Consider the following 21,433-nt stretch of genomic DNA (forward strand, 5'->3'; position numbering starts at 1 on the left):
GGGGTGTTCGTTATTAAGGTGCAGAGTGTTGTCTGAATGTAGTTAGTTTCGTCGTAATGATTAAGCTCATGTTCATTAAGACGAGGCAGGCGGTCGAGGTAGTTCAGAAACCGCCCTGGCCCTTTGTAGGGGCAGGTTCACCCGCGAATGCGTCGGTAGATTCTCTGTCCTATTCGCGGGTAAACCCGCTCCTACAACCGGCACCTGCCGTGAAATCTAGAACTGACCCACGCCCGCTAACCTCACCCGAGCGCCAGTCCGTTCAAAGCGGCTGTCCACGGTCCACCTTGCTGCTGAGAATGATCGACGTGGTGGTTTTCTCCACCCCGTCGACACTGCCAATCTGGTCGAGCAACTGATCCAGCTGCTCGGGCGAGTCCGTACGCAGCCAGGCCACATAGTCGAATTCGCCGCTTACCGCACACAGCTGCTGCACCTGGCCCATGGCACTCAGGCGCCGCACCACGTCCTTGCCGGAACGCGGCTGCACCTTGATCCCGACATACGCCTGCAACCCGCCGCCTATCACACTCTGGCCCAGGCGTACGCCATAGCCGGAGATAACCTTGTTTTTCTCCAGCCGCTCCAGGCGCGAATTGACGGTGGTGCGGGCGATGCCCAACTGGCGGGCGAGGGTGGCGACGCTTTCGCGGGCGTTGATCTGCAGCAGGGCGATCAGCTGGCGATCGATTTCATCCAGCGTGATGGAGCGGGAATCCGACATGGCGAGTCTCTACGGTTGGCCCGCTAGCCTAGCCAGCCTGTGCCAATCAGGGCAAGGCCAGGTACAGTCGATCACCGTTGACGGCGTCGGCTTGGCACTTTTGGTGAGAACGGCCGTGCATGTCCGAAGGCTGCGTCTTCGGCACTAATTCGGCATGATGAAGTGCTAGTCCAACGGGAACCTCAGCGTGAACCTCGACCATCTGCTCGAATGCTGGCGACTGGAAGTCTCCAACAAGAAAAAGCCCGGACGCCCTATCAGCCTGCTGTTCAACGTACTGCGCCGCGCACGCAAGGACAACAAACTGCGTTTCCTCTTCGCCTATCGCCTGGCCCAGTACCTCGACGCCCGCGGCGGCCTTGCCCGGCGTCACGCCCGGCGCATGCAACAGCGGCTCAACCTCAAGTATGGGGTGGACATCGACATCGGCGCCCAGATTGCCCCCGGCCTGCGCATCGCGCACCTGCCGGGGGTGGTCATTACCCGGTATGTAAGCATCGGGCGCAACTTCTTCATCCGGCAGAACTGCTCGATTGGCATCAAGACCCTGGGGTTGCAGGAGTACGCACTGCGCATTGGTGACAACGTGAGCATGGGCGCCAACAGTTGCATCGTTGCTGATCGCATCGACATTGGCGATGACGTGGTGATTGGCGCGATGTCGTTGGTTACGCGGGATATTCCGTCTGGCATGACCTTCTACAACCCACGGCAGGTCGAGATGCGTCCGGGAGGGGATTAACCAACAGCGGTACATTTGCGGACGTTGGCAGAGGGGATGGTGGAGCAGGCTGGGAGGGTTCTTATGGGGTTGCCCATGGTTGATGGCCTCGCCCGATGGACTGGATCGTGCAGTGGTGCGGCCTTCTTCGTTTATCCCCAGGCGCCGCGCCAGTGATGAGCGCACCGAACGAATACGCAAAGGCTTGAGGCAGTTGGCTCTGTAGCCAGCTTCCTGGCGTCCGTTGTCACGGGGCAGGCCCAGGTTCATTCATAGGTTTGCTCATCTGTGAGCCGATTAGCGAGCATATTCGGCTCATTTTGTGAGCTGATAATGGTGGCTATTCGGCTCATTGTCCGATCCTCAAGCTAGGATGTTTGGCTTGAAGTATCGATAGGGCACCTTTCCGCGATTATCGGCGTGCTGGGTGATCGGCTTCTTGGTGGGCTGATTTCGCTGAGATACCGTTTCAGCGCTACTTCCAAGGTCATGCGCTCGGCGCCGCTGCGCTGGATGTACGCGCCCCTGCCCATTTATTTCTTGCGGGCATGAAAAAGCCGCGCAATCGCGCGGCTTTGTCGTATCTGGTGGGCCCACACGGACTCGAACCGTGGACCAAAGGATTATGAGTCCTCTGCTCTAACCGACTGAGCTATAGGCCCTCAGTAAGTGGGCGGATTATAACGAGGGTTTCGCACCTGTGCCATCTGAAAGATCCGATAGTGCTATGCGAAGAAACGCGGCCGCGAATTCCTCTGGTGGTAGCGGGAGGCTGACGATGTAGCCCTGGATCTGCTCGCAGCCCTCGGCCGCCAGAAAACGTTGCTGGGCCTGGTTCTCCACGCCTTCGGCAATGATGGTCAACTGCATGCTGCGGCCCAGGGCAATGATCGCCCGGGCAATGGCGGCGTCGTGTGGATCGTCGGGCAGGCCGCGGATGAACGACTTGTCGATCTTGAGGATGTCCAGCGGCAGGCGCTTGAGGTAGCTGAGCGAGGAATAGCCGGTGCCGAAGTCATCGATGGCCAGCTGTACGCCGAGTTTCTTCAGTTGGTACAGCACGGCCAGGGCCTCTTCTGCCTGGCTCATGATGAAGTTCTCGGTGATTTCCAACTGCAGGTCACCGGCCTTCAGCTGATGGTGCTTGAGCAGTTGTTCGATGCGCCGTGCCAGGTGTGGGTGGCGCAGCTGGGCGCCGGCAAGGTTGATCGACAGCGGGCCGAAGGGTTCGTAGTGCTGCTTCCAGGCCTGCATCTGCCGGCAGGCTTGCTCCAGTACCCAGTCGCCGAGCTGCAGGATGGTGCCGTTCTCTTCCGCCAAGTGGATGAAGTGTTCCGGCGGTACCTCACCAAAGGTCGGGTGGCTCCAGCGGATCAGCGCTTCGGCACCCACGAGGCTCTGGGTCTTCAGGCTGAGCTTGGGCTGGAAGCACAGGCTCATTTCGTTGCGTTCGACGGCCCGGCGCAGCTCATGCTCCAGGGCGATGCGCTCGCTGGCCTGGGCGGTGAGGTCGCGGGTGTAGGCTTCGACGCGGTTGCGGCCTTTGGCCTTGGAGCGGTACATGGCGGCGTCGGCGTTGCGGATGAGTGTGGAGACGTCGGTGCCATCCTGTGGGTAGAGACTGATGCCGATGCTGGCGCTGGTGAAAAACTCATGCTCGCCGGCCTGGAACGGTGCGTTGAAGCAGGCCAGTAGTTTGTTGGCGATAGTGCTGGCGTCACTGGGCTTGTGCAAGCCGGGCAGCAGAATGATGAATTCGTCGCCACCCAGGCGGGCTACGGTATCAACGTCGCGTACCTGCTCTTTCAGGCGCTGGGCGATGCCCTTGAGCAGCAGGTCGCCGACCGGGTGGCCAAGGCTGTCGTTGATGTGCTTGAAGCGGTCGAGGTCCAGGAACAGCACTGCGCCCTGGCGGTTGGACACCTGCGCACAGGTGAGTACGCCCTGTAGCCGGTTTTCGAACAAGGTGCGATTGGGCAGGCCGGTCAGCGGGTCGTGGTGGGCCTGATAGTCGAGTTTGGCCTGGGCGTGCTTGATGCTGGAGATGTCTGCAAAAACCGCCACGAAGTGGGTGATCTCGCGGTCGCTGTTGCGCACGGCGCTGATGGTCAGCCAGCTGGGGTAAAGTTCGCCGTTCTTGCGCTTGTTGTAGATTTCGCCCTGCCAGTGGCCCTCGGCGGTAAGCTGGTGCCACATGGCCAGGTAGAAAGCGCTGTCGTGCTGGCCAGAGGCGAGCAGGCGCGGGGTCTGGCCGAGGGCCTCGATCTCGCTGTAGCCGGTGATTTCGCTGAAGGCACGGTTGACGGCACTGATGCGTTGGTCAATGTCGGTAATCAGCACCCCTTCGGCAGTGTTCTCGAACACCGTGGCGGCCAGCTGCAGTTTTTCTTGCATCAGGTGACGCTCGGTGATGTCGCGGGCGATGGTCAGCATGCAGTCGACGCCGGTAATCGGCAGGGGCCGGGCGGAAAGCTCGCACAGTCGGATCTGCCCGTCGCTGCGGCGGATATGACAGGTGAAGTCGCGCACGAAGCCGTCGCGGTTGAGCTGGTCGACCAGGCGTTTGCGCTCGTTGAGGTCGACCCAGATACCCAGGTCCAGCGAGGTCTGGTCGATGGTTGGGTTGAGGTCGTAGCCGGTGAGGCGGCAGAAGCCTTCGTTCACCTCCAGCAGCAAACCGTCGCTCTGGCGCGACAGCAGCAGGCCGTCGGGCGAAGCGTGGAAAGCCTTTGCGAACTTTTCTTCCGAAGTTTGCAGCTGTTGCTGGGTCTCCTTGAGCTGGCTGATGTCGCGTACTGCCACTACCAGCGCGGGCGTCCCGTCCAGTTCGAAGGTTTCAGCCGAAGTCAGGCCAGTGAACAGTTGGCCGTTGCTGCGTCGGAAGCTCATTTCCAGGTTACGGATACCACCTTGGTGCAACCTTTCAAGCAGGACCGGGCCACTGCCCTCTACGCCCCACAGGTCAAGGTCGGTGGCAGTGCGGCCAATGACCTGGTCTGGGGGCAGTCCGATCTGCTCTTCGAAAGCCTCGTTCACCTCCAGCAGGCAGCCATCGCTGTGGCGAGCGATCAGCAAGATATCGGGGCACTGCTGGAATACCGAGGCGAACTTCTGTTCGGACAGGCGCAGGGCGTCCTCAGTGCGCTTGGTTTCGCTGATGTCGATCATCAGCCCGCGCATCACTGGCTGGTGGCCGTGCTCGATCATGCTGACGATATTGCGTACCCAGAGGGGCTGACCGTCAGCCCGGATCACCCGGTAGTCCAGGCTGTGGTCGCGCCCCGCTGCGGTCTCGCTGTCGCAGTAGGCCTGAGCCCAGAGCGCGTCCTCCGGGTGCAGGATGCTGCGCCAGAAACCGGGCCTGAGCCAGTCGCTCAATGGGTAGCCAAGCAGGTCTTCGGCATGGGGTGAAACGTAGCTGTAGGTGAAGTCGTTGGCATCGGCTTCCCAGGCGATGGCTGACAGGCTCTCGACCAGGCCGCGGTAGTGGTACTCGCTGCTGCGCAGTTCTTGCTCAAGGGCGATGCGCCGGGAAATTTCCGAGCTGAGCCGGCGGTTGATGCGAATGACCACTGCCAGCACAGCCATCAGCAGCAGCACCGTTGGCAGGCCATACACCAGCAGGTCGGACCAGAACATCCGCTGGTCGACCACATTGCCCACCCAATGTTGCTGGATCTGGCTGATTTCGCTGCTGCTCATGTCGGCCATCACTTTGTCGAGGATGCCGACCAGCACGCTCTTGTCGCGGGGAACGGCCATCGCCAACTGGTAGCGGTAGGGCGTTTCGCCGCTGACGTAGAGGCCGTCGAGCTTGAGTTGGCGCAGGCTCCAGATACTGGAAGCGAGGTCGCCGACCACGGCATCCACTTGGTCGGTGGCCAGGGCTTGCAGCGTGGAGCTGACGTTTGGCAGGGCAACCAGGTTGAGGTCCGGGTGGTGGGTACGCAGCAACTCGTGCGGGGCGTAGTTCTCGACCACGGCAATTTTCAAGCCGTACAGGTCAGCCAGCTTGCGCGGTTGTGCGCCGCCTTTGTGCGCGAGGATCACAATGGGGAAGTCGAGGTACGGGCGAGTGAAGGCCAGGAAGCCCTGGCGTTCGGGGGTGGACATGATGCCGGGCAGCAGGTCGATACGGCTTTCCCGCGCCTGCGCCAGCACCTCGGTCCAGCTGCTGGGTTCGACCGGTTTGAACGTCACGCCCAGGCGCTGCTGGATCATGGCGATGTAGTCGGCGGCCAATCCCTGGTACCGGCCCTCCTGGTCGCGAAACTCGAACGGTGGCCAAGAGGCGTCTACGCCCAGTTTCAGCTGCGGGTGGGCAGCCAGCCAGGCGTTCTCCTCATCTGTCAGGGTCAGGGCGCCGGCCGTTGTGTTCCACAAAATCAGGATCAGCAACAGAATGGCCGGCTTCAAGGACATGGCAGCCTCGCACTCAGGTGGTCTGAAGTCGAGTGTAGACGGGCATTGCCGCAGGTGTGCAACGGAAGGCGGGCTTTATGTCACGGGCCACTAAAGAAAAACCCCGGCCTGGGCCGGGGTTTTGTCATCACTCGTCGAGGAAGGAGCGTAGGTGCTCGCTGCGAGTCGGGTGGCGCAGCTTGCGCAACGCCTTCGCTTCGATCTGACGGATCCGCTCACGCGTTACGTCAAACTGCTTACCCACCTCTTCGAGGGTGTGGTCGGTGTTCATGTCGATACCGAAACGCATGCGCAGCACCTTGGCTTCACGTGCGGTCAGGCCCGAGAGCACGTCACGGGTGGCTTCCTTGAGGCTTTCGACCGTGGCCACGTCGATCGGGGACTGCATGGTCGAGTCCTCGATGAAGTCGCCCAGGTGCGAATCTTCGTCGTCACCGATCGGGGTTTCCATGGAGATCGGCTCTTTGGCGATCTTCAGTACCTTGCGGATCTTGTCCTCAGGCATTTCCATGCGCTCGCCCAGCTCTTCCGGAGTCGGCTCGCGACCCATTTCCTGCAGCATCTGGCGGGAAATACGGTTGAGCTTGTTGATCGTCTCGATCATGTGCACCGGAATGCGGATGGTGCGTGCCTGGTCAGCGATCGAACGGGTGATCGCCTGACGGATCCACCAGGTGGCATAGGTCGAGAACTTATAGCCGCGACGGTATTCGAACTTGTCCACCGCTTTCATCAGACCGATGTTGCCTTCCTGGATCAGGTCTAGGAACTGCAGGCCACGGTTGGTGTACTTCTTGGCGATGGAAATCACCAGACGCAGGTTCGCCTCGACCATTTCTTTCTTGGCGCGGCGGGCCTTGGCTTCACCGATCGACATGCGACGGTTGATTTCCTTGATCTCGGCAACGGTCAGGCCGGTTTCGGTCTCAAGGTCGATCAGCTTCTGTTGGCAAGCGACGATGGCAGCGTTCTTTTCACCCAGGGCGGCAGCCCACTTGGTGTTGCGCTTGGCCAGGTCACCGCTCCAGGTCTGGTCGGTTTCGTTGCTTGGGAACATGCGCAGGAAGTCAGCTCGCGGCATGCGGGCGTCACGTACGCACAGCTGCATGATGGCGCGTTCTTGCTGTCGCAGACGGTTCAGGGCGTCACGGACACGCTCGACCAGTACCTCGAACTGCTTTGGTACCAGCTTGATCGGCATGAACAGGTCAGCCAGGGCCTGCAGGGCCTCGATGCTTTCCTTGTGGTTACGACCATTTTTCTTCAGGACCTTGGAGGTTGCCTGAAGCTGATCGGATACCGCACCGAAGCGTTGGGCTGCGACGACCGGATCCGGGCCGCTCTCGGCCTCTTCCTCGTCGTCACCGCTTTCGGATTCTTCTTCGTCGTCGTCGGACTCTTCCTTCGCCGCGGCGGCCTTGGCGCCTGGGATCGGCACTTCTTCGGTTGGCGCGGCAATGTTGTCGTCAGGGTCGATGTAACCGCTGAGAACGTCCGACAGGCGGCCACCCTCGGTGGTGACGCGGTCGTATTCGCCGAGAATGTAGTCGACAGTGCCCGGGAAGTGGGCGATGGCGCCCATGACTTCACGAATGCCTTCCTCGATACGCTTGGCGATTTCGATCTCGCCTTCGCGGGTCAGCAGCTCGACAGTACCCATTTCGCGCATGTACATGCGCACCGGGTCGGTCGTGCGGCCGATATCGGTTTCAACTGCCGCCAATGCAGCAGCGGCTTCTTCGGCCGCGGCTTCATCGGTGTCGGCTTCCGCCAACAGAAGGGCATCCGCATCCGGAGCACTCTCGAATACGTTGATCCCCATGTCGTTGATCATGCGGATGATGTCTTCCACCTGTTCCGGATCTGAAATATCCTCAGGCAGGTGGTCGTTGACCTCCGCGTAAGTCAGGTAGCCCTGCTCACGACCGCGGGTGATCAACTCTTTGATACGAGACTGCTGTTGCGCTTTTCCGGACATAACACCCTATCCACTGAAGGTCTTGGCGGGCAAAAAACAAGCCGAGGATTATACCCGAGCATGGGCCTCACGCGCCAGATGAGGTCGGCGTTTGTGCGGGAACATTTCGACTCAGCAGGGCGAGGAGCTGGGTTTTTTCCTCGCTGGTCAATTCGCTTTGACGTGATTTCCTGAGCAGTTGTTCCAGGCTGCGCTCGCGTTGGCGGGCGGACAAGCTAGTTATAGTGTCGAAAAACTGTTGTTCAAGGTTGTCGGCCACGATAAGCCATTCCTTTTCCGCCAGAGCCCGTAGCAGGCGGCCCTGTTCGGTGCCATGCCAACGTGCGATCAACTGCATTGAGCTTAGCCCAGGATTTTTCTGCGCGGCTTCGATCAATGCCACCAGCAGCTGGCTGTACAGGTGTTCTTCGTCGGCGAAGTGGCTGGCATCTTCCACCTTGCCGGCCAGCAGTGGGTGGTGCAGCAGGGTGCGCAGGGCGGCCAGCGTGGGCGGCTCGACCGGCGCTGGCACGCGGGGAGGCGCTTCGTCGCGTTGCTGCCAGGGCTTGCCGCCCTTGCGGTTCTTGTCCCAGGGTTTGTCGCTCCACGGCTTCTTGCTGCCCCCCTTGTTGGGTTTCCACGCCTGTTCCTGATGAACGGGGGCATAGTCGTGCTGCGGCATGTCGCCGTAGTCGGGGGTGTAGCTGGCCATGGCGTCGTAATCGTAGCCAGGGTCGTAGTCTGGCATGCTGCCGGTCGCCGGCGCTTGCTGCGCCAACTGCTCGACCTGCTGCGGGTCGAGGCCGGTGATTTCCTTCAGGCGGTTGCGCATCAGCTGACGCAGGTTGGCGCCGGGGATCTTTTCGATCAACGGTGCGGCCAAGGTCGCCATATGCGCCTTGCCTTCCAGCGAGCGCGGGTCGGCTTCTACGCCAAGTTGCTCGAAGAAGTAGTCGGCCAGCGGTTGGGAATGCTGGTTGATACGGGCCATGAAGGCGTCGGTACCTTCGGCGCGCACCAGGCTGTCCGGGTCTTCGCCTTCGGGCAGGAACAGGAAGCGCGCGCGACGGCCGTCCTGCAGGTTCGACAATGTCGATTCCAGTGCGCGCCAGGCGGCCTTGCGCCCGGCCTGGTCGCCGTCAAAACAGAACAGCACGCTGGGCACCACGCGGAACAGGCGCTTGAGGTGCTCTTCGCTGGTGGCGGTGCCAAGGGTGGCCACGGCATTGCGCAGGCCTTGCTGGGCCAGGGCGATGACGTCCATGTAGCCCTCGACGACGATGATCTCGTCGAGGTTGCGGTTGTGCTTGCGCGCCTCGTACAGCCCGTACAGCTCCTGCCCCTTGTGGAACACCGGGGTTTCCGGGGAGTTCAGGTACTTGGGCTTGTCGTCGCCGAGCACCCGGCCACCGAAGGCGATGATGCGCCCGCGGCTGTCACGTATCGGGAACATCACCCGGTCGCGGAAGCGGTCGTAGCGCTTGCCGCTCTCGGCGTTCTCGATCAGCAGGCCGGCATCGATCATCACCTTCTGCTGCAGGGTGTCGGCACCCAGGTGCTTGAGCAGGTTGTCCCAGCCGGGTGGGGCAAAGCCCAGGCCGAAGTCGCGGGCAATTTCCCCGGACAGGCCACGGCCCTTGAGGTAGTCCACCGCTGCCTTGCGGGACGGGTGGCTGCGCAGGGCCTGGCGGTAGAACTCCGAGGCGGCGTCCAGTAGCGGGTACAGTGGCGAGTCAGTGGGCTGGCGCGGCTTCTGGTCGCGGCGGCCTTGCTCGCGGGGCACTTCCATGCCGGCGGCGCGGGCCAGTTCCTCGACGGCCTGGGGGAAGTCCAGGTTGTCGAGGTCCATGACAAAGCCCAAGGCGTTGCCACCGGCGCCACAGCCGAAGCAGTAGTAGAACTGCTTGTCGGGGCTGACCGTGAAGGACGGGGTTTTTTCTTTGTGGAACGGGCAGCAGGCGGAGTAGTTCTTGCCGGTTTTTTTCAGCTGGACGCGCGAACTCACCACGTCGACGATGTCGAGGCGGTTGATCAGGTCGTCAATGAAACTCTGGGGAATCAGCCCGGCCATGGCAGTCTCGTTATCTGGCAACTGGCAAGTCTAATCGCTCACGCGCCGAAGGGGGCGAGTGCTGCTTGGGGAAGTGCGAGGGAATGTGTGCTCGTCGCCAGCCCCTAAGGGCTCGTCAGTCGGACGTGCACGTCTGGTCATACAGCAAGGAGGACCAGCTCTGACGTTTCAGGCAGGTTGCCCATGATGCAGTTCGCATGAAGCTTGTGCAGGGCCTTGAGCTAGCTGCTCAAGTTTGAAACGACCACTGCCATCGCCCGGGGGTTAGCCGGGCAGGGCAGAAGCTTTGCGTTGAACGCCTGTATTAGTACAGACGAACGGCGCGGCGCTGTTCGCGCTGAACTTTCTTGGCGTGACGCTTAACAGCAGCAGCTGCTTTGCGCTTACGCTCTGCGGTCGGCTTCTCGTAAAACTCGCGGCTACGAACTTCAGCCAGTACACCGGCTTTTTCGCAGGAGCGCTTGAAACGACGCAGAGCTACGTCGAAGGGTTCGTTCTCTTTAACTTTGACGGCTGGCATCCAGGGCTACCTTAATTCATTACCGGGGTAGACGTGCTCCTGGCAAAACAAAGGTGTGCTGGAGAACGTCGGTTTTCAAGGGTTGCGGATGTTAACCCTTAGCAAGCCGGAATGCAAAGCCTCTGATCGAAAACCGCTGGTCGGCACCCGACACGGGGACTATCATGCGCGGCTTCGAATTCAGCCCCCACAAGGGACGAGCCCATGCTAGTACTGGGATTGGAAACATCCTGCGACGAAACCGGCGTCGCATTATACGACAGTGAACGCGGTTTGTTGGCCGATGCACTGTTCAGCCAGATCGACCTGCACCGCGTCTTCGGCGGCGTGGTGCCCGAGCTTGCCTCGCGTGATCACGTCAAGCGCATGCTGCCGCTCATCCGCCAGGTGTTGGACGAGGCAGGCTGCGTTGCCACCGAAATCGACGCCATCGCCTACACCGCGGGCCCCGGCCTGGTCGGCGCCTTGCTGGTGGGCGCTTCCTGCGCCCAGGCGCTGGCCTTTGCCTGGGACATCCCGGCGATCGGTGTGCACCACATGGAGGGTCACCTGCTGGCGCCCATGCTGGAAGAAAACCCGCCCGAGTTTCCGTTCGTCGCTTTGTTGGTTTCCGGTGGCCATACCCAGCTGGTTCGGGTCGATGGCATCGGTCAGTACGAACTGTTGGGCGAAAGCCTGGACGATGCTGCCGGTGAAGCGTTCGACAAGACCGCCAAGCTGATCGGCCTCAATTACCCGGGCGGTCCGGAAATCGCGCGTCTGGCCGAGCAAGGTGTGCCTGGGCGCTTCGTGTTCCCGCGGCCAATGACCGATCGGCCAGGCCTGGAATTCAGCTTCAGTGGCCTCAAGACCTTCGCCCTGAACACCTGGCAGCAATGCAAGAATGCTGGCGACGACAGTGAGCAAACCCGTTGCGACCTGTCCCTGGCATTCCAGCAGGCGGTGGTGGAGACTTTGACCATCAAGTGCAAGCGGGCGCTCAAGCAGACCGGCCTCAAGCGGCTGGTCATCGCGGGTGGCGTGAGTGCCAACAAGGCCCTGCGCGCGTCTCTGGAGGACATGCTCGGTAGCATCAAGGGCAACGTGTACTACGCGCGCCCGCAATTCTGTACCGACAATGGTGCGATGATCGCCTACGCCGGTTGCCAGCGCCTGCTGGCCGGGCAGCAGCAAGACCTGGCGATCAGCGTGCAGGCACGCTGGCCGATGGAACAGTTGCCGCCGCTGTAAGGTAGCGCGTCGAAGGTTCAGAAGTGCCGTTCGCGCCCTGCAAACAAGTCGCGCAGGTTGTTGCGGTGGCGCCACACGATCATCACTGTCAGTACGCTGATCGGCAGCAGGGCTTCGGGCTCGCGCCAGGCCAGCAATGGCAAGGTGAGTGGCGTGGCAATCAGCGCGGCCAGTGAGCTGGTGCGCGTGAGGTAGAAGGTCAGCAGCCAGGCGCCGATGGCCAGCAGCGCGGCCGGAAAGTACAGGGCCATGAGCATGCCGGCAGCCGTCGCCACGCCCTTGCCGCCCTTGAAACGGAAGTACAGGGGGAACAGGTGGCCCAGCACTGCGCATATGCCCACCCAGGCCTGCGCGTGCAGGTCCAGCCCGGCAGCGCGGGCGAGCAATACCGGCAAAAGGCCCTTGCACAGGTCGCCTAGCAGGGTCAGGATCGCCAGTTTACGGCCTGCCAGGCGTAGCATGTTGGTGGCGCCGGCATTGCCTGAGCCGCTGGAACGCGGGTCCGGGCTGCCCGAGAGGCGGCTGAGAACAATGGCGAAGGACAGCGAGCCGAGCAGGTAGGCGAGCAACGCCAGTAACCAAAACATGCTAACTATTCCGGGCGAGGACGCCCTGATTCTAACGGCGCCAGTCGCCCTTGTCGTGCTGTGGAGAGAAGTGCTTGGACAGAGTGTTCATCGAAGGCCTGGAAGTCGATACCGTCATCGGTGCCTATGACTGGGAGCGGGATATTCGCCAGTGCTTGCGCCTGGACCTGAGCTTTGCCTGGGACAACCGCCCGGCCGCCGCCGGAGACGACCTGAACCTGGCGCTGGATTACGCCAGTGTGTCGGCGCGCATCCAGGCGTTTGCCGAACAGGCCCGTTTCGAACTGGTTGAGACATTTGCCGAGCGCCTGGTGGCAACCCTGATGGACGAGTTCCACATCCCTTGGGTGCGCTTGAAGCTGACCAAGCCGGGCGCGGTGCCGGCGGCCCGTGGTGGTGTTGGCGTGGAGATCGAGCGCGGATGTCTCTGAGCACGGTTTACCTGGGCCTGGGCAGCAACATCGACCGTGAGGCGCATTTGTGCGCCGGGCTCGATGCGTTGGCTGGCATCCTGACTGACATGCGCTGTTCGCCGGCCTTCGAAAGCCAGGCGGTGGGCATCAAGAGCGGGCCGTTCATCAACTTCGTGGTGACCGGGCAAACCGCGTTGCCGTTGATCGAGCTGGACCGCCGGCTGAAGTTCATCGAGGCCGACAATGGCCGCTATGCACCTGACCGCAAGGGGCTGCCGCTGGATATCGACGTGCTGATGTATGACGATTTGCACGGTACCTTCGATGGGCTGGTATTGCCCCGGGCCGAGATCCTGAAGAACGCTTTTGTGCTGTGGCCGCTGTCGTTGCTGGCACCCGACCTGGTGCATCCGGGTGTGGGCAAGCGCATGGCGCAGCTATGGCAGGAAGCGCAGATTGATCAGGTACTGGCCCCGGTCGCCTTTGAGTGGCGCGGGTTGCAGTTGACGCCCGCTTAAGCCTGTATCTACAACGGGCTGAGCCCAACCTCTGATGTGTGCCCCCTGTAGGAGCGGGTTTACCCGCGAATACGGTGGCGGCTGCGACGGTGAACCGCGGGCGGAAATTGGCCCGCAGGTCCGGCCCTTTCGCGGGTAAACCCGCTCCTACAACGGGCTCTGCCCAACCCTCGATGTGTGCCCCTGTAGGGGCGGGTTTACCCGCGAAGAGGCCGGTAGGTCTAACCGCGCTGGTAAGCTTCGAGCGCTTTCAGCCGTTCACCTTTGAGTGCTTCGCCCAGTGCCTGCCCCGTGAGCCCGGCTTGCACCAACGGCTTCACATCCACCGCTCGCGCCGCCGCTGCTGCGCCTCGCAGGTAATCGGCCTGTGGGTAACCCTGCTCGCCATCGCCCCGCGCCGCCATCTCACAAACGGTCAGAAAATCCTCAAATCGCTGCGGCCGTCGGTAAACATCGAACTTCTGCAACAGCTCCAGCAGTGCCGTGGCAGGCAGTTCGAGCGCCTGATTGCCCTGCGCCAGGCATTCCCCTGTCAGCATGGCCAGTTCCTGGCACTCTCGCGGTGCCTTCAGGCGCTGGTTGACGGCTTTGATCGATGTCGGTTGCAACCCCCGCAACAGGCAGGCCCAGCGCACGTGCAGCGGTTGTTCGTGCGTCGCTGCCTGCTCCAGCGCCGCCAATGTCCGGGAGCTGTCATCGAGCTCTGGCAGCAGCTCCTGCAGGGCCCCGCACGCGCTCAGCACCTTGAAGAACACCTGCGGTTGCACTTCCATCAGCGCGCGCTCGATTTCCTTCCAGCTGCGCTCGGCAGTGAGTGCCTGCAGTTCGCCCGAGGCGCTGATCTGGCGCATCAGCGCCAAGGTTTCATCGGCAACCCGGAACCCCAGTGGTGCGTAACGGGCAGCAAAGCGTGCAACACGCAGCACACGCAAAGGATCTTCGGCGAATGCCGGGGAAACATGGCGTAGCAGGCGTTGATCCAGATCGTTCTTGCCTTGGTAGGGGTCGTAGACCGTGCCCGCCTCATCCTCGGCCATCGCATTGATGGTGAGGTCGCGACGGATCAGGTCCTCTTCCAGGCTTACGTCGGGGCTGGCGTGAAAAGTGAACCCGCCGTAGCCTCGCCCACTCTTGCGCTCGGTGCGCGCCAAGGCGTATTCCTCACCGGTTTTCGGGTGCAGGAACACCGGGAAATCGGCTCCCACCGGCCGATAGCCCTTGGCTAGCATTTCTTCGACGGTGGCGCCCACCACCAGCCAGTCGATATCGCTGACAGGGCGGCCGAGCAAACGGTCGCGCACGGCGCCGCCAACTTTGTAGATGTGCATGTGCAGCTCTCCATAACTGCCGACAGGATAACCCGTCGGCGGTCATGGGGTCGCATCAGAGGTGGTGGATAACAGCCAGGTCCATGCGACCGTAGTCGGCGCTTTCGCTATGCTCGCCGCGCGGCGGCATGTGGTGAGTACTCATCACTTGCTCGCCTTGCACGGTCTCCAGGTGGATATCGAAGCCCCACAGGCGATGCAGGTGCTTGAGCACTTCGTCGGTCGAGTCGCCCAGCGGTTTGCGGTTGTGTTGCTGGTGTCGCAGGGTCAGTGAGCGGTCTCCGCGGCGGTCGACGCTCCAGATCTGTACGTTCGGTTCACGGTTGCCCAGGTTGTACTGCGCTGCCAACTGCTCCCGAATCACCCGGTAGCCAGCCTCATCATGGATGGCGGGCACCAGCAGGTCGTCGCGCTGGTCGTCATCGAGGATGCTGAACAGCTTGAGGTCGCGCATCACCTTGGGCGACAGGTACTGCAGGATGAAGCTCTCGTCCTTGAAGCTGCTCATGGCGAACTTGATGGTAGAAAGCCAGTCGCTGCCGGCAATTTCGGGGAACCAGTGGCGATCTTCCTCGGTGGGGTTTTCGCACATGCGGCGGATGTCGGTGTACATCGCAAAGCCCAGTGCGTAGGGGTTGATGCCGCTGTAGTACGGGCTGTCGAAGCCGGGCTGGAACACCACGCTGGTGTGCGACTGCAAGAACTCCATCATGAAGCCTTCGGTAATCAGCCCCTCGTCGTACAGGTCGTTCATCAGGGTGTAGTGCCAGAAGGTTGCCCAACCTTCGTTCATGACCTGGGTCTGGCGCTGCGGGTAGAAGTACTGGGCGATCTTGCGCACGATGCGCACCACCTCACGCTGCCAGGGTTCAAGCAGCGGGGCGTTCTTCTCGATGAAATACAGGATGTTTTCCTGGGGTTCGGCGGGGAAGCGCCCCTCATCGCGGTCGTTGCCCTTTTCGGCGTTTTTCGGAATTGTTCGCCAAAGGTCGTTGATCTGACGCTGAAGGTGCTCTTCGCGCTCCTGTTGCCGGCGCCGCTCTTCTTCGGCAGAAATAGGGTAAGGCCGCTTGTAGCGGTCGACACCGTAGTTCATCAGGGCATGGCAGGAGTCGATCAAGTCCTCCACAGCATCGATACCGTGGCGCTCTTCGCACTGGGCGATGTACTGCTTGGCGAACACCAGATAGTCGATGATCGAACTGGCGTCAGTCCAGGTACGGAACAGGTAATTGCCTTTGAAAAAACTGTTATGGCCGTAGCACGCGTGCGCAATCACCAGTGCCTGCATGCACATGGTGTTTTCTTCCATCAGGTAGGCGATACAGGGGTCAGAGTTGATCACGATCTCGTAGGCCAGGCCCATCTGGCCGCGGCTGTAAGACTTTTCCGTACTGAGGAACTGCTTGCCGTAGGACCAGTGGTGGTAGCCCAGCGGCATGCCGACCGAGGCGTAGGCGTCCATCATCTGTTCGGCAGTGATGACCTCGATCTGGTTGGGGTAGGTGTCCAGGGCGTAACGCTCGGCCAAGCGGCTGATTTCCCGGTCGTAGGTCTGGATCAGCTCGAACGTCCACTCGGACCCAGTGGAAATGGGTTGGCGTCTCTGTGCTCTGGCGGTCATGTGGCTAACCTGCGCTGGAAGAGTTCACGGAAGACCGGGTAGATGTCGCCGGCCGATACCAACTGCTGCTGGGCGAACGTGTCGGGGAAAGCATCTCCGATACGCTCGTATTCATACCACAGCGCCTGGTGTTCACGGGGGGTGATCTCAACGTAAGTGTAGTACTGCACATGCGGCATGATCTGTTTGGAGAGGATGTCGCGGCAGATGGGCGAGTCGTCGTTCCAGTTGTCGCCATCAGAGGCCTGCGCGGCATAGATGTTCCAGTCGCTGGCCGGGTAACGCTCGGCCATGATCTCCTGCATCAGCTTGAGGGCACTGGAGACGATGGTGCCGCCGGTTTCCCGCGAATAGAAGAACTCTTCTTCATCGACTTCCCGGGCACTGGTGTGGTGGCGAATGAACACGACTTCGATGCGCTCGTAGTTACGCTTGAGGAACAGGTACAGCAGGATGAAGAAGCGCTTTGCGATGTCCTTGGTGGCCTGGGTCATCGATCCGGATACGTCCATCAGGCAGAACATCACTGCCTTCGAGCTGGGGTTGGGTTGCTTGACCAGCAGGTTGTACTTGAGGTCGAAGGTGTCGAGGAAGGGCAGGCGGTTGATACGTGCCTTCAGGCGCTCGATTTCCTGTTCGACTTCCTGGATATCGGTGAAATTGTCCGGCTCTTCGACCCGCAGGCGATCAAGTTCCTTTTGTGCTTCGCGCAGCAGGGCGCGGCTGCTGCCGGTCAGGGCGATACGCCGGGCATGGGCCGAGCGCAGGGTGCGCACGATATTGATGCGTGACGGGTTGCCTTCGTTGGCGATGCCGGCGCGAACAGTCTTGAAGGTGTCGGCGCCAGTCAGGTGACGTTTGACCAGGTTGGGTAGCTCAAGGTCTTCGAACATGAATTCGAGAAATTCTTCCTGGGTGATCTGGAAGACGAACTCGTCCATGCCCTCGCCGGAATTGCCGGCCTTGCCGCGACCGCCGCCACCTCCACCGCCTTGCGGCCGTGGGATGTGTTCACCGGCAGTGAATTCTTTGTTGCCAGGATGCACGATGGTCTGTTTGCCCCCGCGACCATGATGCAAGACGGGTTCGTCGATGTCGCGCCCGGGAATACTGATCTGCTCGCCGTGTTCCATATCCATGATGGAACGGCGGCTCACCGCCTCTTCGACGGCCTTCTTGATATGTTCGCGGTACCGCCGCAGGAAGCGCTGGCGGTTGACCGTGCTCTTGTTCTTGCCGTTCAGGCGTCGGTCTATAACGTAGCTCATGGTCCCTCCGGTGACTGGATGCAGCTGCAACCCACAAGCTGCAAGCCACAAGCTTCAAGCTGCAAGAAAGAGCAGCCACCGCCGCTGCAAGCTGTGACGCGGGCAGCAATGCCAACGCCAGGCAGCTTGCAGCTTGCGGCTCGTAGCTTGCCGCTTTATTGCGATTTCCTGACCCGCAGGTACCATTCCGACAGCAGGCGCACCTGTTTGTCGGTATAGCCACGCTCCACCATCCGGGTGACGAAGTCGTTGTGTTTCTTCTGGTCCTCTTTGCTGGCCTTGGCGTTGAAGCTGATGACCGGCAGCAGGTCTTCGGTGTTGGAGAACATTTTCTTCTCGATCACGACCCGCAGCTTTTCATAACTCAGCCAGCTTGGATTCTTGCCATTGTTGTTGGCGCGTGCGCGCAGTACGAAGTTGACGATCTCGTTGCGGAAGTCTTTCGGGTTGCTGATGCCGGCCGGTTTCTCGATCTTCTCCAGTTCCTCGTTGAGCGCAATGCGGTTGAGAATTTCGCCGGTTTCCGGGTCGCGGTATTCCTGATCCTGGATCCAGAAGTCTGCATACAGCACGTAGCGGTCGAAGATGTTCTGGCCGTATTCGCTGTAGGACTCCAGGTAGGCAGTCTGGATTTCCTTGCCGATAAACTCGATGTAGCGCGGTGCCAGGTATTCCTTCAGGTAGCGCAGATAGCGTTCGCGCACTTCAGCCGGGAATTGCTCCTGTTCGATCTGCTGTTCGAGGACATAGAGCAGGTGCACCGGGTTGGCGGCAATTTCGTGTGGGTCGAAGTTGAACACCTTGGACAGGATCTTGAAGGCGAAGCGAGTCGACAGGCCGTTCATGCCTTCGTCGACACCCGCAGAGTCCCGGTATTCCTGGATCGACTTGGCCTTTGGATCGGTGTCCTTGAGGTTTTCCCCGTCGTAAACGCGCATCTTGGAATAGATATTGGAGTTCTCGGGCTCTTTCAGACGCGAAAGCACTGTGAACTGAGCCAGCATCTTGAGCGTATCTGGCGCACAGTGGGCCTTGGACAGCGAGCTGTTGACCAGCAGTTTGTCGTAGATCTTGATTTCATCGCTGACCCGCAGGCAGTACGGCACCTTGACGATATAGATCCTGTCGATGAACGCTTCGTTGTTCTTGTTGTTACGGAAGGTGTGCCACTCCGATTCGTTGGAGTGCGCCAGCAGAATACCGGTATAGGGGATCGCCCCAAGGCCTTCGGTACTGTTGTAGTTGCCTTCCTGTGTGGCGGTGAGCAAGGGGTGCAGGACCTTGATCGGCGCCTTGAACATTTCGACGAATTCCATCAGGCCCTGGTTGGCCCGGCACAGCGCGCCCGAGTAGCTATAGGCGTCGGCGTCGTTCTGTGGGTATTCCTCAAGTTTGCGGATATCGACCTTGCCGACCAGGGCCGAGATGTCCTGGTTGTTTTCATCGCCGGGTTCGGTCTTGGCAATGGCGATCTGGTTAAGAATCGACGGGTACAGCTTCACCACCTTGAACTTGGAGATGTCACCACCAAATTCCTGCAGGCGCTTGGTGGCCCAAGGCGACATGATGGTGTTGAGGTAGCGCCGTGGGATGCCGAACTCTTCCTCGAGAATGGCCCCATCTTCGGTGGCATTGAACAAGCCCAGAGGTGACTCGAATACCGGCGAGCCCTTGATCGCGTAGAACGGCACCTTTTCCATCAGCTGCTTGAGTTTTTCCGCCAGCGAGGACTTGCCGCCGCCTACCGGGCCCAGCAGATAGAGGATCTGTTTCTTCTCTTCCAGGCCTTGGGCGGCGTGGCGGAAGTACGACACGATCTGGTCGATGCACTCTTCCATGCCATGGAAGTCGGCAAAGGCCGGATAGCGGCGGATAACCTTGTTGGAGAAGATGCGCGACAGCCTGGAGTTGGTAGAGGTGTCGATCAGCTCTGGCTCACCGATGGCCAGCAACAGCCGTTCGGCCGCCGATGCGTAGGCACTGCGATCCTCTTTGCACAGCTCGAGGTACTCCTGCAGCGAGAGTTCTTCCTGGCGCGTAGACTCGAAACGTTGTTGGAAGTGGCTAAAAATACTCATGACGTCACCTCGCTCGATACGTGGAGACGACGCCGGATCAGTCAGCTGATGCTGGCATGCAACCGGGTTGGCCGATTGCTGTATACCCCCCAGAACACCCTGTAACGCTACCGATGACCCGCACGCCGGTGTACCGGCTCTCCCCTTTTTGGATGGCCTGAGCTTAAGCGTAGTTGGTTATCTGCAAGGTAAAGGGGTGAGAAAGGCAGAAGTTACGAACGACCGTTCGTCAGATAAGCCGCAAGCCCGCGCGGCGCACGGGCTGCAGGGGAAAATAAAAAATTATTCAGCGTTGCCCTGGGCGGTCTCGGCCGGGTAGGTCGCACGCCACAGTTCGAAGCCGCCGTCCACGCTGTAGACGTCGGAGAAACCCTGGCCTACCAGGTAGGCGGCAGCGCTTTGGCTGGAATTGCCGTGATAGCAGACCACCAGGGTTGGCGCGTCGAGGTCGGCGTTGCGGATGAAATCAGCGACCGAGTGGTTATCCAGGTGCCGGGCGCCGGTGATGTGGCCGGCGGCGAAGGCCTGCGGGTCGCGAATGTCGACGACGACCGCACCTTCTTTCTTGCGAAGCTCCAAGGCCTGCTCAGGAGGGATGCGCTTGAATTCGCTCATGGGTACTACTTCCTTCAGGTGTGGTCGTTGAGTGTAGTGGGTTGTGCCGGCTGGCGCAGGGTGCCGTCGTCGGCGCAGTCGCAACGGTGGTATTCGCCGCTGTCGACGTTGTACAGGGTCATGGCGCCACCCCATACGCAGCCAGTGTCCAGGGCGATGACGTCGGGCTCGGTGACCTCACCCTGCAGAGCGGCCCAATGGCCAAAGATGATCTTCACGTGGCGTGAGCGACGGTCCTTGTGCGCGTACCAGGCTTTGTAGCCTTTGGGCGCGCTACCCAGGCCTTCCTTGCTCTTGAGGTCGAGTTTGCCATCGGCCGTGCAGAAGCGCATGCGGGTGAAGTAGTTGGTGATGACCCGCAGGCGTTCGACGCCGGCGAGGTTCTTGCTCCACTTGTTCGGCTCGTTGCCATACATGCCGTCGAGGTACAGCTGCAGGCGGGTGTCGTCACGCAGCACTTCCTCGACCTCGGCGGCGAGTTCCAGGGCTTTGCCAAGGGTCCATTGGGGCGGTATGCCGGCGTGAACCAGGGCGATGCCGCGGGGCTCGTCGTAATGCAGCAGCTTTTGCTGGCGCAGCCAGTCGAACAGCTGGTCGGCGTCCGGCGCTTCGATGATCTCGCGCAGTGTGTCGCTTTTCTTGAGGCGCTCGACGTTGTGCCAGGCGGCCAGCAGGTGCAGGTCATGGTTGCCCAGCACGCAGACCAGTGAATGACGGATCGAGTACAGGAAGCGCAGGGTTTCCAGTGACTCGGGGCCGCGGTTGACCAGGTCGCCGACCAGCCACAGGCGGTCGACGGCGGGGTTGAAACTGACGCGATCGAGCAGGCATTTGAGCGGCTGCAGGCAGCCCTGCAGGTCACCGACGGCGTAGGTGGCCATCAGTGCAGCGCCCCGGGCACTGCCAGCCGGAAGGGGGCAATCTCGGCGTCGAAGCGCTTACCGTCCTCGGCGAACATCTGGTAGCTGCCCTGCATGGTGCCAACGCGGGTGCTGATGACGGCACCACTGCTGTAAGTGTGGCTCTGGCCAGGGTCGATGTTGGGTTGCTGGCCGACCACGCCGGCGCCGCGTACTTCCTCTACCTCGCCGTCACCGTTGGTGATCAGCCAGTGGCGCGACAGCAACTTGGCACTGAGCGAGCCGTTGTTCTGCACGGTAATGGTGTAGGCGAAAGCGAAGCGACTGTTTTCGGGGTCGGATTGTTCTTTCAGGTAGCGGGTCACGACGCTGACGTCGATTTGATAGCGGGGGTCGGACATGCAAGGGCCTTGGGCGAACTGACGCAATAATGCAGTCTAGGCCATTGGGAGGGGGGAGGGCCAGCGGTGATCGGGCTTGGGGGGGGGCTGTGTCGG

The 21,433-nt window shown here is 61.0% G+C and carries 17 protein-coding genes, 1 tRNA gene and 1 pseudogene; 4 read left to right on the top strand and 15 right to left on the bottom strand.

The window, feature by feature from the left end; translation table 11 throughout:
- Nucleotides 1-262 precede the first annotated feature (262 nt).
- Nucleotides 263-724 carry an Lrp/AsnC family transcriptional regulator gene (locus V7787_RS40130; protein ID WP_003255583.1) on the bottom strand — a complete coding sequence of 154 codons (462 nt, stop codon included), beginning with the start codon at nucleotides 722-724 and terminating at the stop codon, nucleotides 263-265.
- A gap of 187 nt (nucleotides 725-911) precedes the next feature.
- On the opposite strand from V7787_RS40130, the gene V7787_RS40135 reads away from it, so the two are divergent.
- Nucleotides 912-1,466, top strand: a complete 555-nt coding sequence (locus tag V7787_RS40135) for a serine acetyltransferase (RefSeq protein WP_104886777.1) — start codon at nucleotides 912-914, stop codon at nucleotides 1,464-1,466.
- A 393-nt stretch (nucleotides 1,467-1,859) separates the two neighbouring features.
- On the opposite strand, the pseudogene V7787_RS40145 reads toward V7787_RS40135, so the two are convergent.
- From V7787_RS40145 to rpsU, 6 genes and pseudogenes are all read right to left on the bottom strand, one after another.
- Nucleotides 1,860-1,978: pseudogene (locus V7787_RS40145) on the bottom strand (site-specific integrase); the annotation flags it as partial.
- Between the two features lie 52 nt (nucleotides 1,979-2,030).
- Nucleotides 2,031-2,107: transfer RNA gene (locus V7787_RS40150), tRNA-Ile, on the bottom strand.
- A gap of 16 nt (nucleotides 2,108-2,123) precedes the next feature.
- Nucleotides 2,124-5,867, bottom strand: coding sequence for a bifunctional diguanylate cyclase/phosphodiesterase (locus tag V7787_RS40155; RefSeq protein WP_064491649.1), 3,744 nt, complete (start codon nucleotides 5,865-5,867; stop codon nucleotides 2,124-2,126).
- 127 nt (nucleotides 5,868-5,994) lie between these two features.
- Nucleotides 5,995-7,845: an RNA polymerase sigma factor RpoD gene (gene rpoD, locus V7787_RS40160; RefSeq protein WP_003255578.1), complete on the bottom strand. Its 1,851-nt coding sequence runs from the start codon at nucleotides 7,843-7,845 to the stop codon at nucleotides 5,995-5,997.
- Nucleotides 7,846-7,912: 67 nt separating this feature from the next.
- Nucleotides 7,913-9,895 carry a DNA primase gene (gene dnaG / locus V7787_RS40165; protein WP_336093207.1) on the bottom strand — a complete coding sequence of 661 codons (1,983 nt, stop codon included), beginning with the start codon at nucleotides 9,893-9,895 and terminating at the stop codon, nucleotides 7,913-7,915.
- A gap of 304 nt (nucleotides 9,896-10,199) precedes the next feature.
- Nucleotides 10,200-10,415, bottom strand: coding sequence for a 30S ribosomal protein S21 (gene rpsU / locus V7787_RS40170; protein WP_003255575.1), 216 nt, complete (start codon nucleotides 10,413-10,415; stop codon nucleotides 10,200-10,202).
- Nucleotides 10,416-10,619: 204 nt separating this feature from the next.
- Here rpsU and tsaD point away from each other — a divergent pair, with 204 nt between their 5' ends.
- Complete coding sequence (gene tsaD / locus V7787_RS40175) at nucleotides 10,620-11,645, top strand: tRNA (adenosine(37)-N6)-threonylcarbamoyltransferase complex transferase subunit TsaD (RefSeq protein WP_010951736.1); 1,026 nt, start codon at nucleotides 10,620-10,622, stop codon at nucleotides 11,643-11,645.
- Between the two features lie 17 nt (nucleotides 11,646-11,662).
- Here the strand turns inward: tsaD and plsY are convergent, their stop codons facing one another.
- A complete protein-coding gene (gene plsY / locus V7787_RS40180; protein WP_010951737.1) occupies nucleotides 11,663-12,232 on the bottom strand; it encodes a glycerol-3-phosphate 1-O-acyltransferase PlsY in 570 nt (189 codons plus the stop codon).
- Between the two features lie 74 nt (nucleotides 12,233-12,306).
- Here plsY and folB point away from each other — a divergent pair, with 74 nt between their 5' ends.
- Entirely contained in the window at nucleotides 12,307-12,663 is a 357-nt protein-coding gene (folB, locus tag V7787_RS40185; protein WP_004576188.1) for a dihydroneopterin aldolase, read from the top strand.
- Nucleotides 12,654-13,163 (top strand): 2-amino-4-hydroxy-6-hydroxymethyldihydropteridine diphosphokinase, encoded by a 510-nt coding sequence (folK, locus tag V7787_RS40190; RefSeq protein ID WP_003255569.1) that lies wholly within the window; start codon nucleotides 12,654-12,656, stop codon nucleotides 13,161-13,163. Before folB ends, folK begins: the two co-directional genes overlap by 10 nt.
- Before the next feature lie 221 nt (nucleotides 13,164-13,384).
- Here folK and V7787_RS40195 read toward each other — a convergent pair whose 3' ends face one another.
- The 7 genes from V7787_RS40195 to apaG form a co-directional block, all read right to left on the bottom strand.
- Nucleotides 13,385-14,491 (bottom strand): multifunctional CCA addition/repair protein, encoded by a 1,107-nt coding sequence (locus V7787_RS40195; RefSeq protein WP_336093213.1) that lies wholly within the window; start codon nucleotides 14,489-14,491, stop codon nucleotides 13,385-13,387.
- A 55-nt stretch (nucleotides 14,492-14,546) separates the two neighbouring features.
- Nucleotides 14,547-16,115 (bottom strand): SpoVR family protein, encoded by a 1,569-nt coding sequence (locus tag V7787_RS40200; RefSeq protein ID WP_010951740.1) that lies wholly within the window; start codon nucleotides 16,113-16,115, stop codon nucleotides 14,547-14,549.
- On the bottom strand, nucleotides 16,112-17,383 hold the full coding sequence (locus tag V7787_RS40205; RefSeq protein WP_003255564.1) for a YeaH/YhbH family protein: 1,272 nt from the start codon (nucleotides 17,381-17,383) through the stop codon (nucleotides 16,112-16,114). The genes V7787_RS40200 and V7787_RS40205 overlap by 4 nt, the downstream gene beginning before the upstream one ends.
- 155 nt (nucleotides 17,384-17,538) lie before the next feature.
- Entirely contained in the window at nucleotides 17,539-19,461 is a 1,923-nt protein-coding gene (locus V7787_RS40210) for a PrkA family serine protein kinase (RefSeq protein ID WP_003255563.1), read from the bottom strand.
- 282 nt (nucleotides 19,462-19,743) lie between these two features.
- On the bottom strand, nucleotides 19,744-20,076 hold the full coding sequence (gene glpE, locus V7787_RS40215; RefSeq protein WP_010951742.1) for a thiosulfate sulfurtransferase GlpE: 333 nt from the start codon (nucleotides 20,074-20,076) through the stop codon (nucleotides 19,744-19,746).
- 14 nt (nucleotides 20,077-20,090) lie between these two features.
- The gene (locus V7787_RS40220; RefSeq protein ID WP_004576191.1) at nucleotides 20,091-20,957 is read right to left on the bottom strand and encodes a symmetrical bis(5'-nucleosyl)-tetraphosphatase; all 867 of its coding nucleotides are present in this window, start codon (nucleotides 20,955-20,957) and stop codon (nucleotides 20,091-20,093) included.
- Entirely contained in the window at nucleotides 20,957-21,337 is a 381-nt protein-coding gene (gene apaG / locus V7787_RS40225) for a Co2+/Mg2+ efflux protein ApaG (RefSeq protein ID WP_003255559.1), read from the bottom strand. Before apaG ends, V7787_RS40220 begins: the two co-directional genes overlap by 1 nt.
- Nucleotides 21,338-21,433: the final 96 nt, after the last annotated feature.

It is taken from the genome of Pseudomonas sp. CGJS7, assembly GCF_036961695.1.

What these genes read in the sequence shown, in the direction of transcription:
- V7787_RS40130 (WP_003255583.1), bottom strand. Translation starts at nt 724, where the DNA reads ATGTCGGATTCCCGCTCCATCACGCTGGATGAAATCGATCGCCAGCTG.
- V7787_RS40155 (WP_064491649.1), bottom strand. Translation starts at nt 5,867, where the DNA reads ATGTCCTTGAAGCCGGCCATTCTGTTGCTGATCCTGATTTTGTGGAAC.
- rpoD (WP_003255578.1), bottom strand. Translation starts at nt 7,845, where the DNA reads ATGTCCGGAAAAGCGCAACAGCAGTCTCGTATCAAAGAGTTGATCACC.
- dnaG (WP_336093207.1), bottom strand. Translation starts at nt 9,895, where the DNA reads ATGGCCGGGCTGATTCCCCAGAGTTTCATTGACGACCTGATCAACCGC.
- rpsU (WP_003255575.1), bottom strand. Translation starts at nt 10,415, where the DNA reads ATGCCAGCCGTCAAAGTTAAAGAGAACGAACCCTTCGACGTAGCTCTG.
- tsaD (WP_010951736.1), top strand. Translation starts at nt 10,620, where the DNA reads ATGCTAGTACTGGGATTGGAAACATCCTGCGACGAAACCGGCGTCGCA.
- plsY (WP_010951737.1), bottom strand. Translation starts at nt 12,232, where the DNA reads ATGTTTTGGTTACTGGCGTTGCTCGCCTACCTGCTCGGCTCGCTGTCC.
- folK (WP_003255569.1), top strand. Translation starts at nt 12,654, where the DNA reads ATGTCTCTGAGCACGGTTTACCTGGGCCTGGGCAGCAACATCGACCGT.
- V7787_RS40195 (WP_336093213.1), bottom strand. Translation starts at nt 14,491, where the DNA reads ATGCACATCTACAAAGTTGGCGGCGCCGTGCGCGACCGTTTGCTCGGC.
- V7787_RS40200 (WP_010951740.1), bottom strand. Translation starts at nt 16,115, where the DNA reads ATGACCGCCAGAGCACAGAGACGCCAACCCATTTCCACTGGGTCCGAG.
- V7787_RS40205 (WP_003255564.1), bottom strand. Translation starts at nt 17,383, where the DNA reads ATGAGCTACGTTATAGACCGACGCCTGAACGGCAAGAACAAGAGCACG.
- V7787_RS40210 (WP_003255563.1), bottom strand. Translation starts at nt 19,461, where the DNA reads ATGAGTATTTTTAGCCACTTCCAACAACGTTTCGAGTCTACGCGCCAG.
- glpE (WP_010951742.1), bottom strand. Translation starts at nt 20,076, where the DNA reads ATGAGCGAATTCAAGCGCATCCCTCCTGAGCAGGCCTTGGAGCTTCGC.
- V7787_RS40220 (WP_004576191.1), bottom strand. Translation starts at nt 20,957, where the DNA reads ATGGCCACCTACGCCGTCGGTGACCTGCAGGGCTGCCTGCAGCCGCTC.
- apaG (WP_003255559.1), bottom strand. Translation starts at nt 21,337, where the DNA reads ATGTCCGACCCCCGCTATCAAATCGACGTCAGCGTCGTGACCCGCTAC.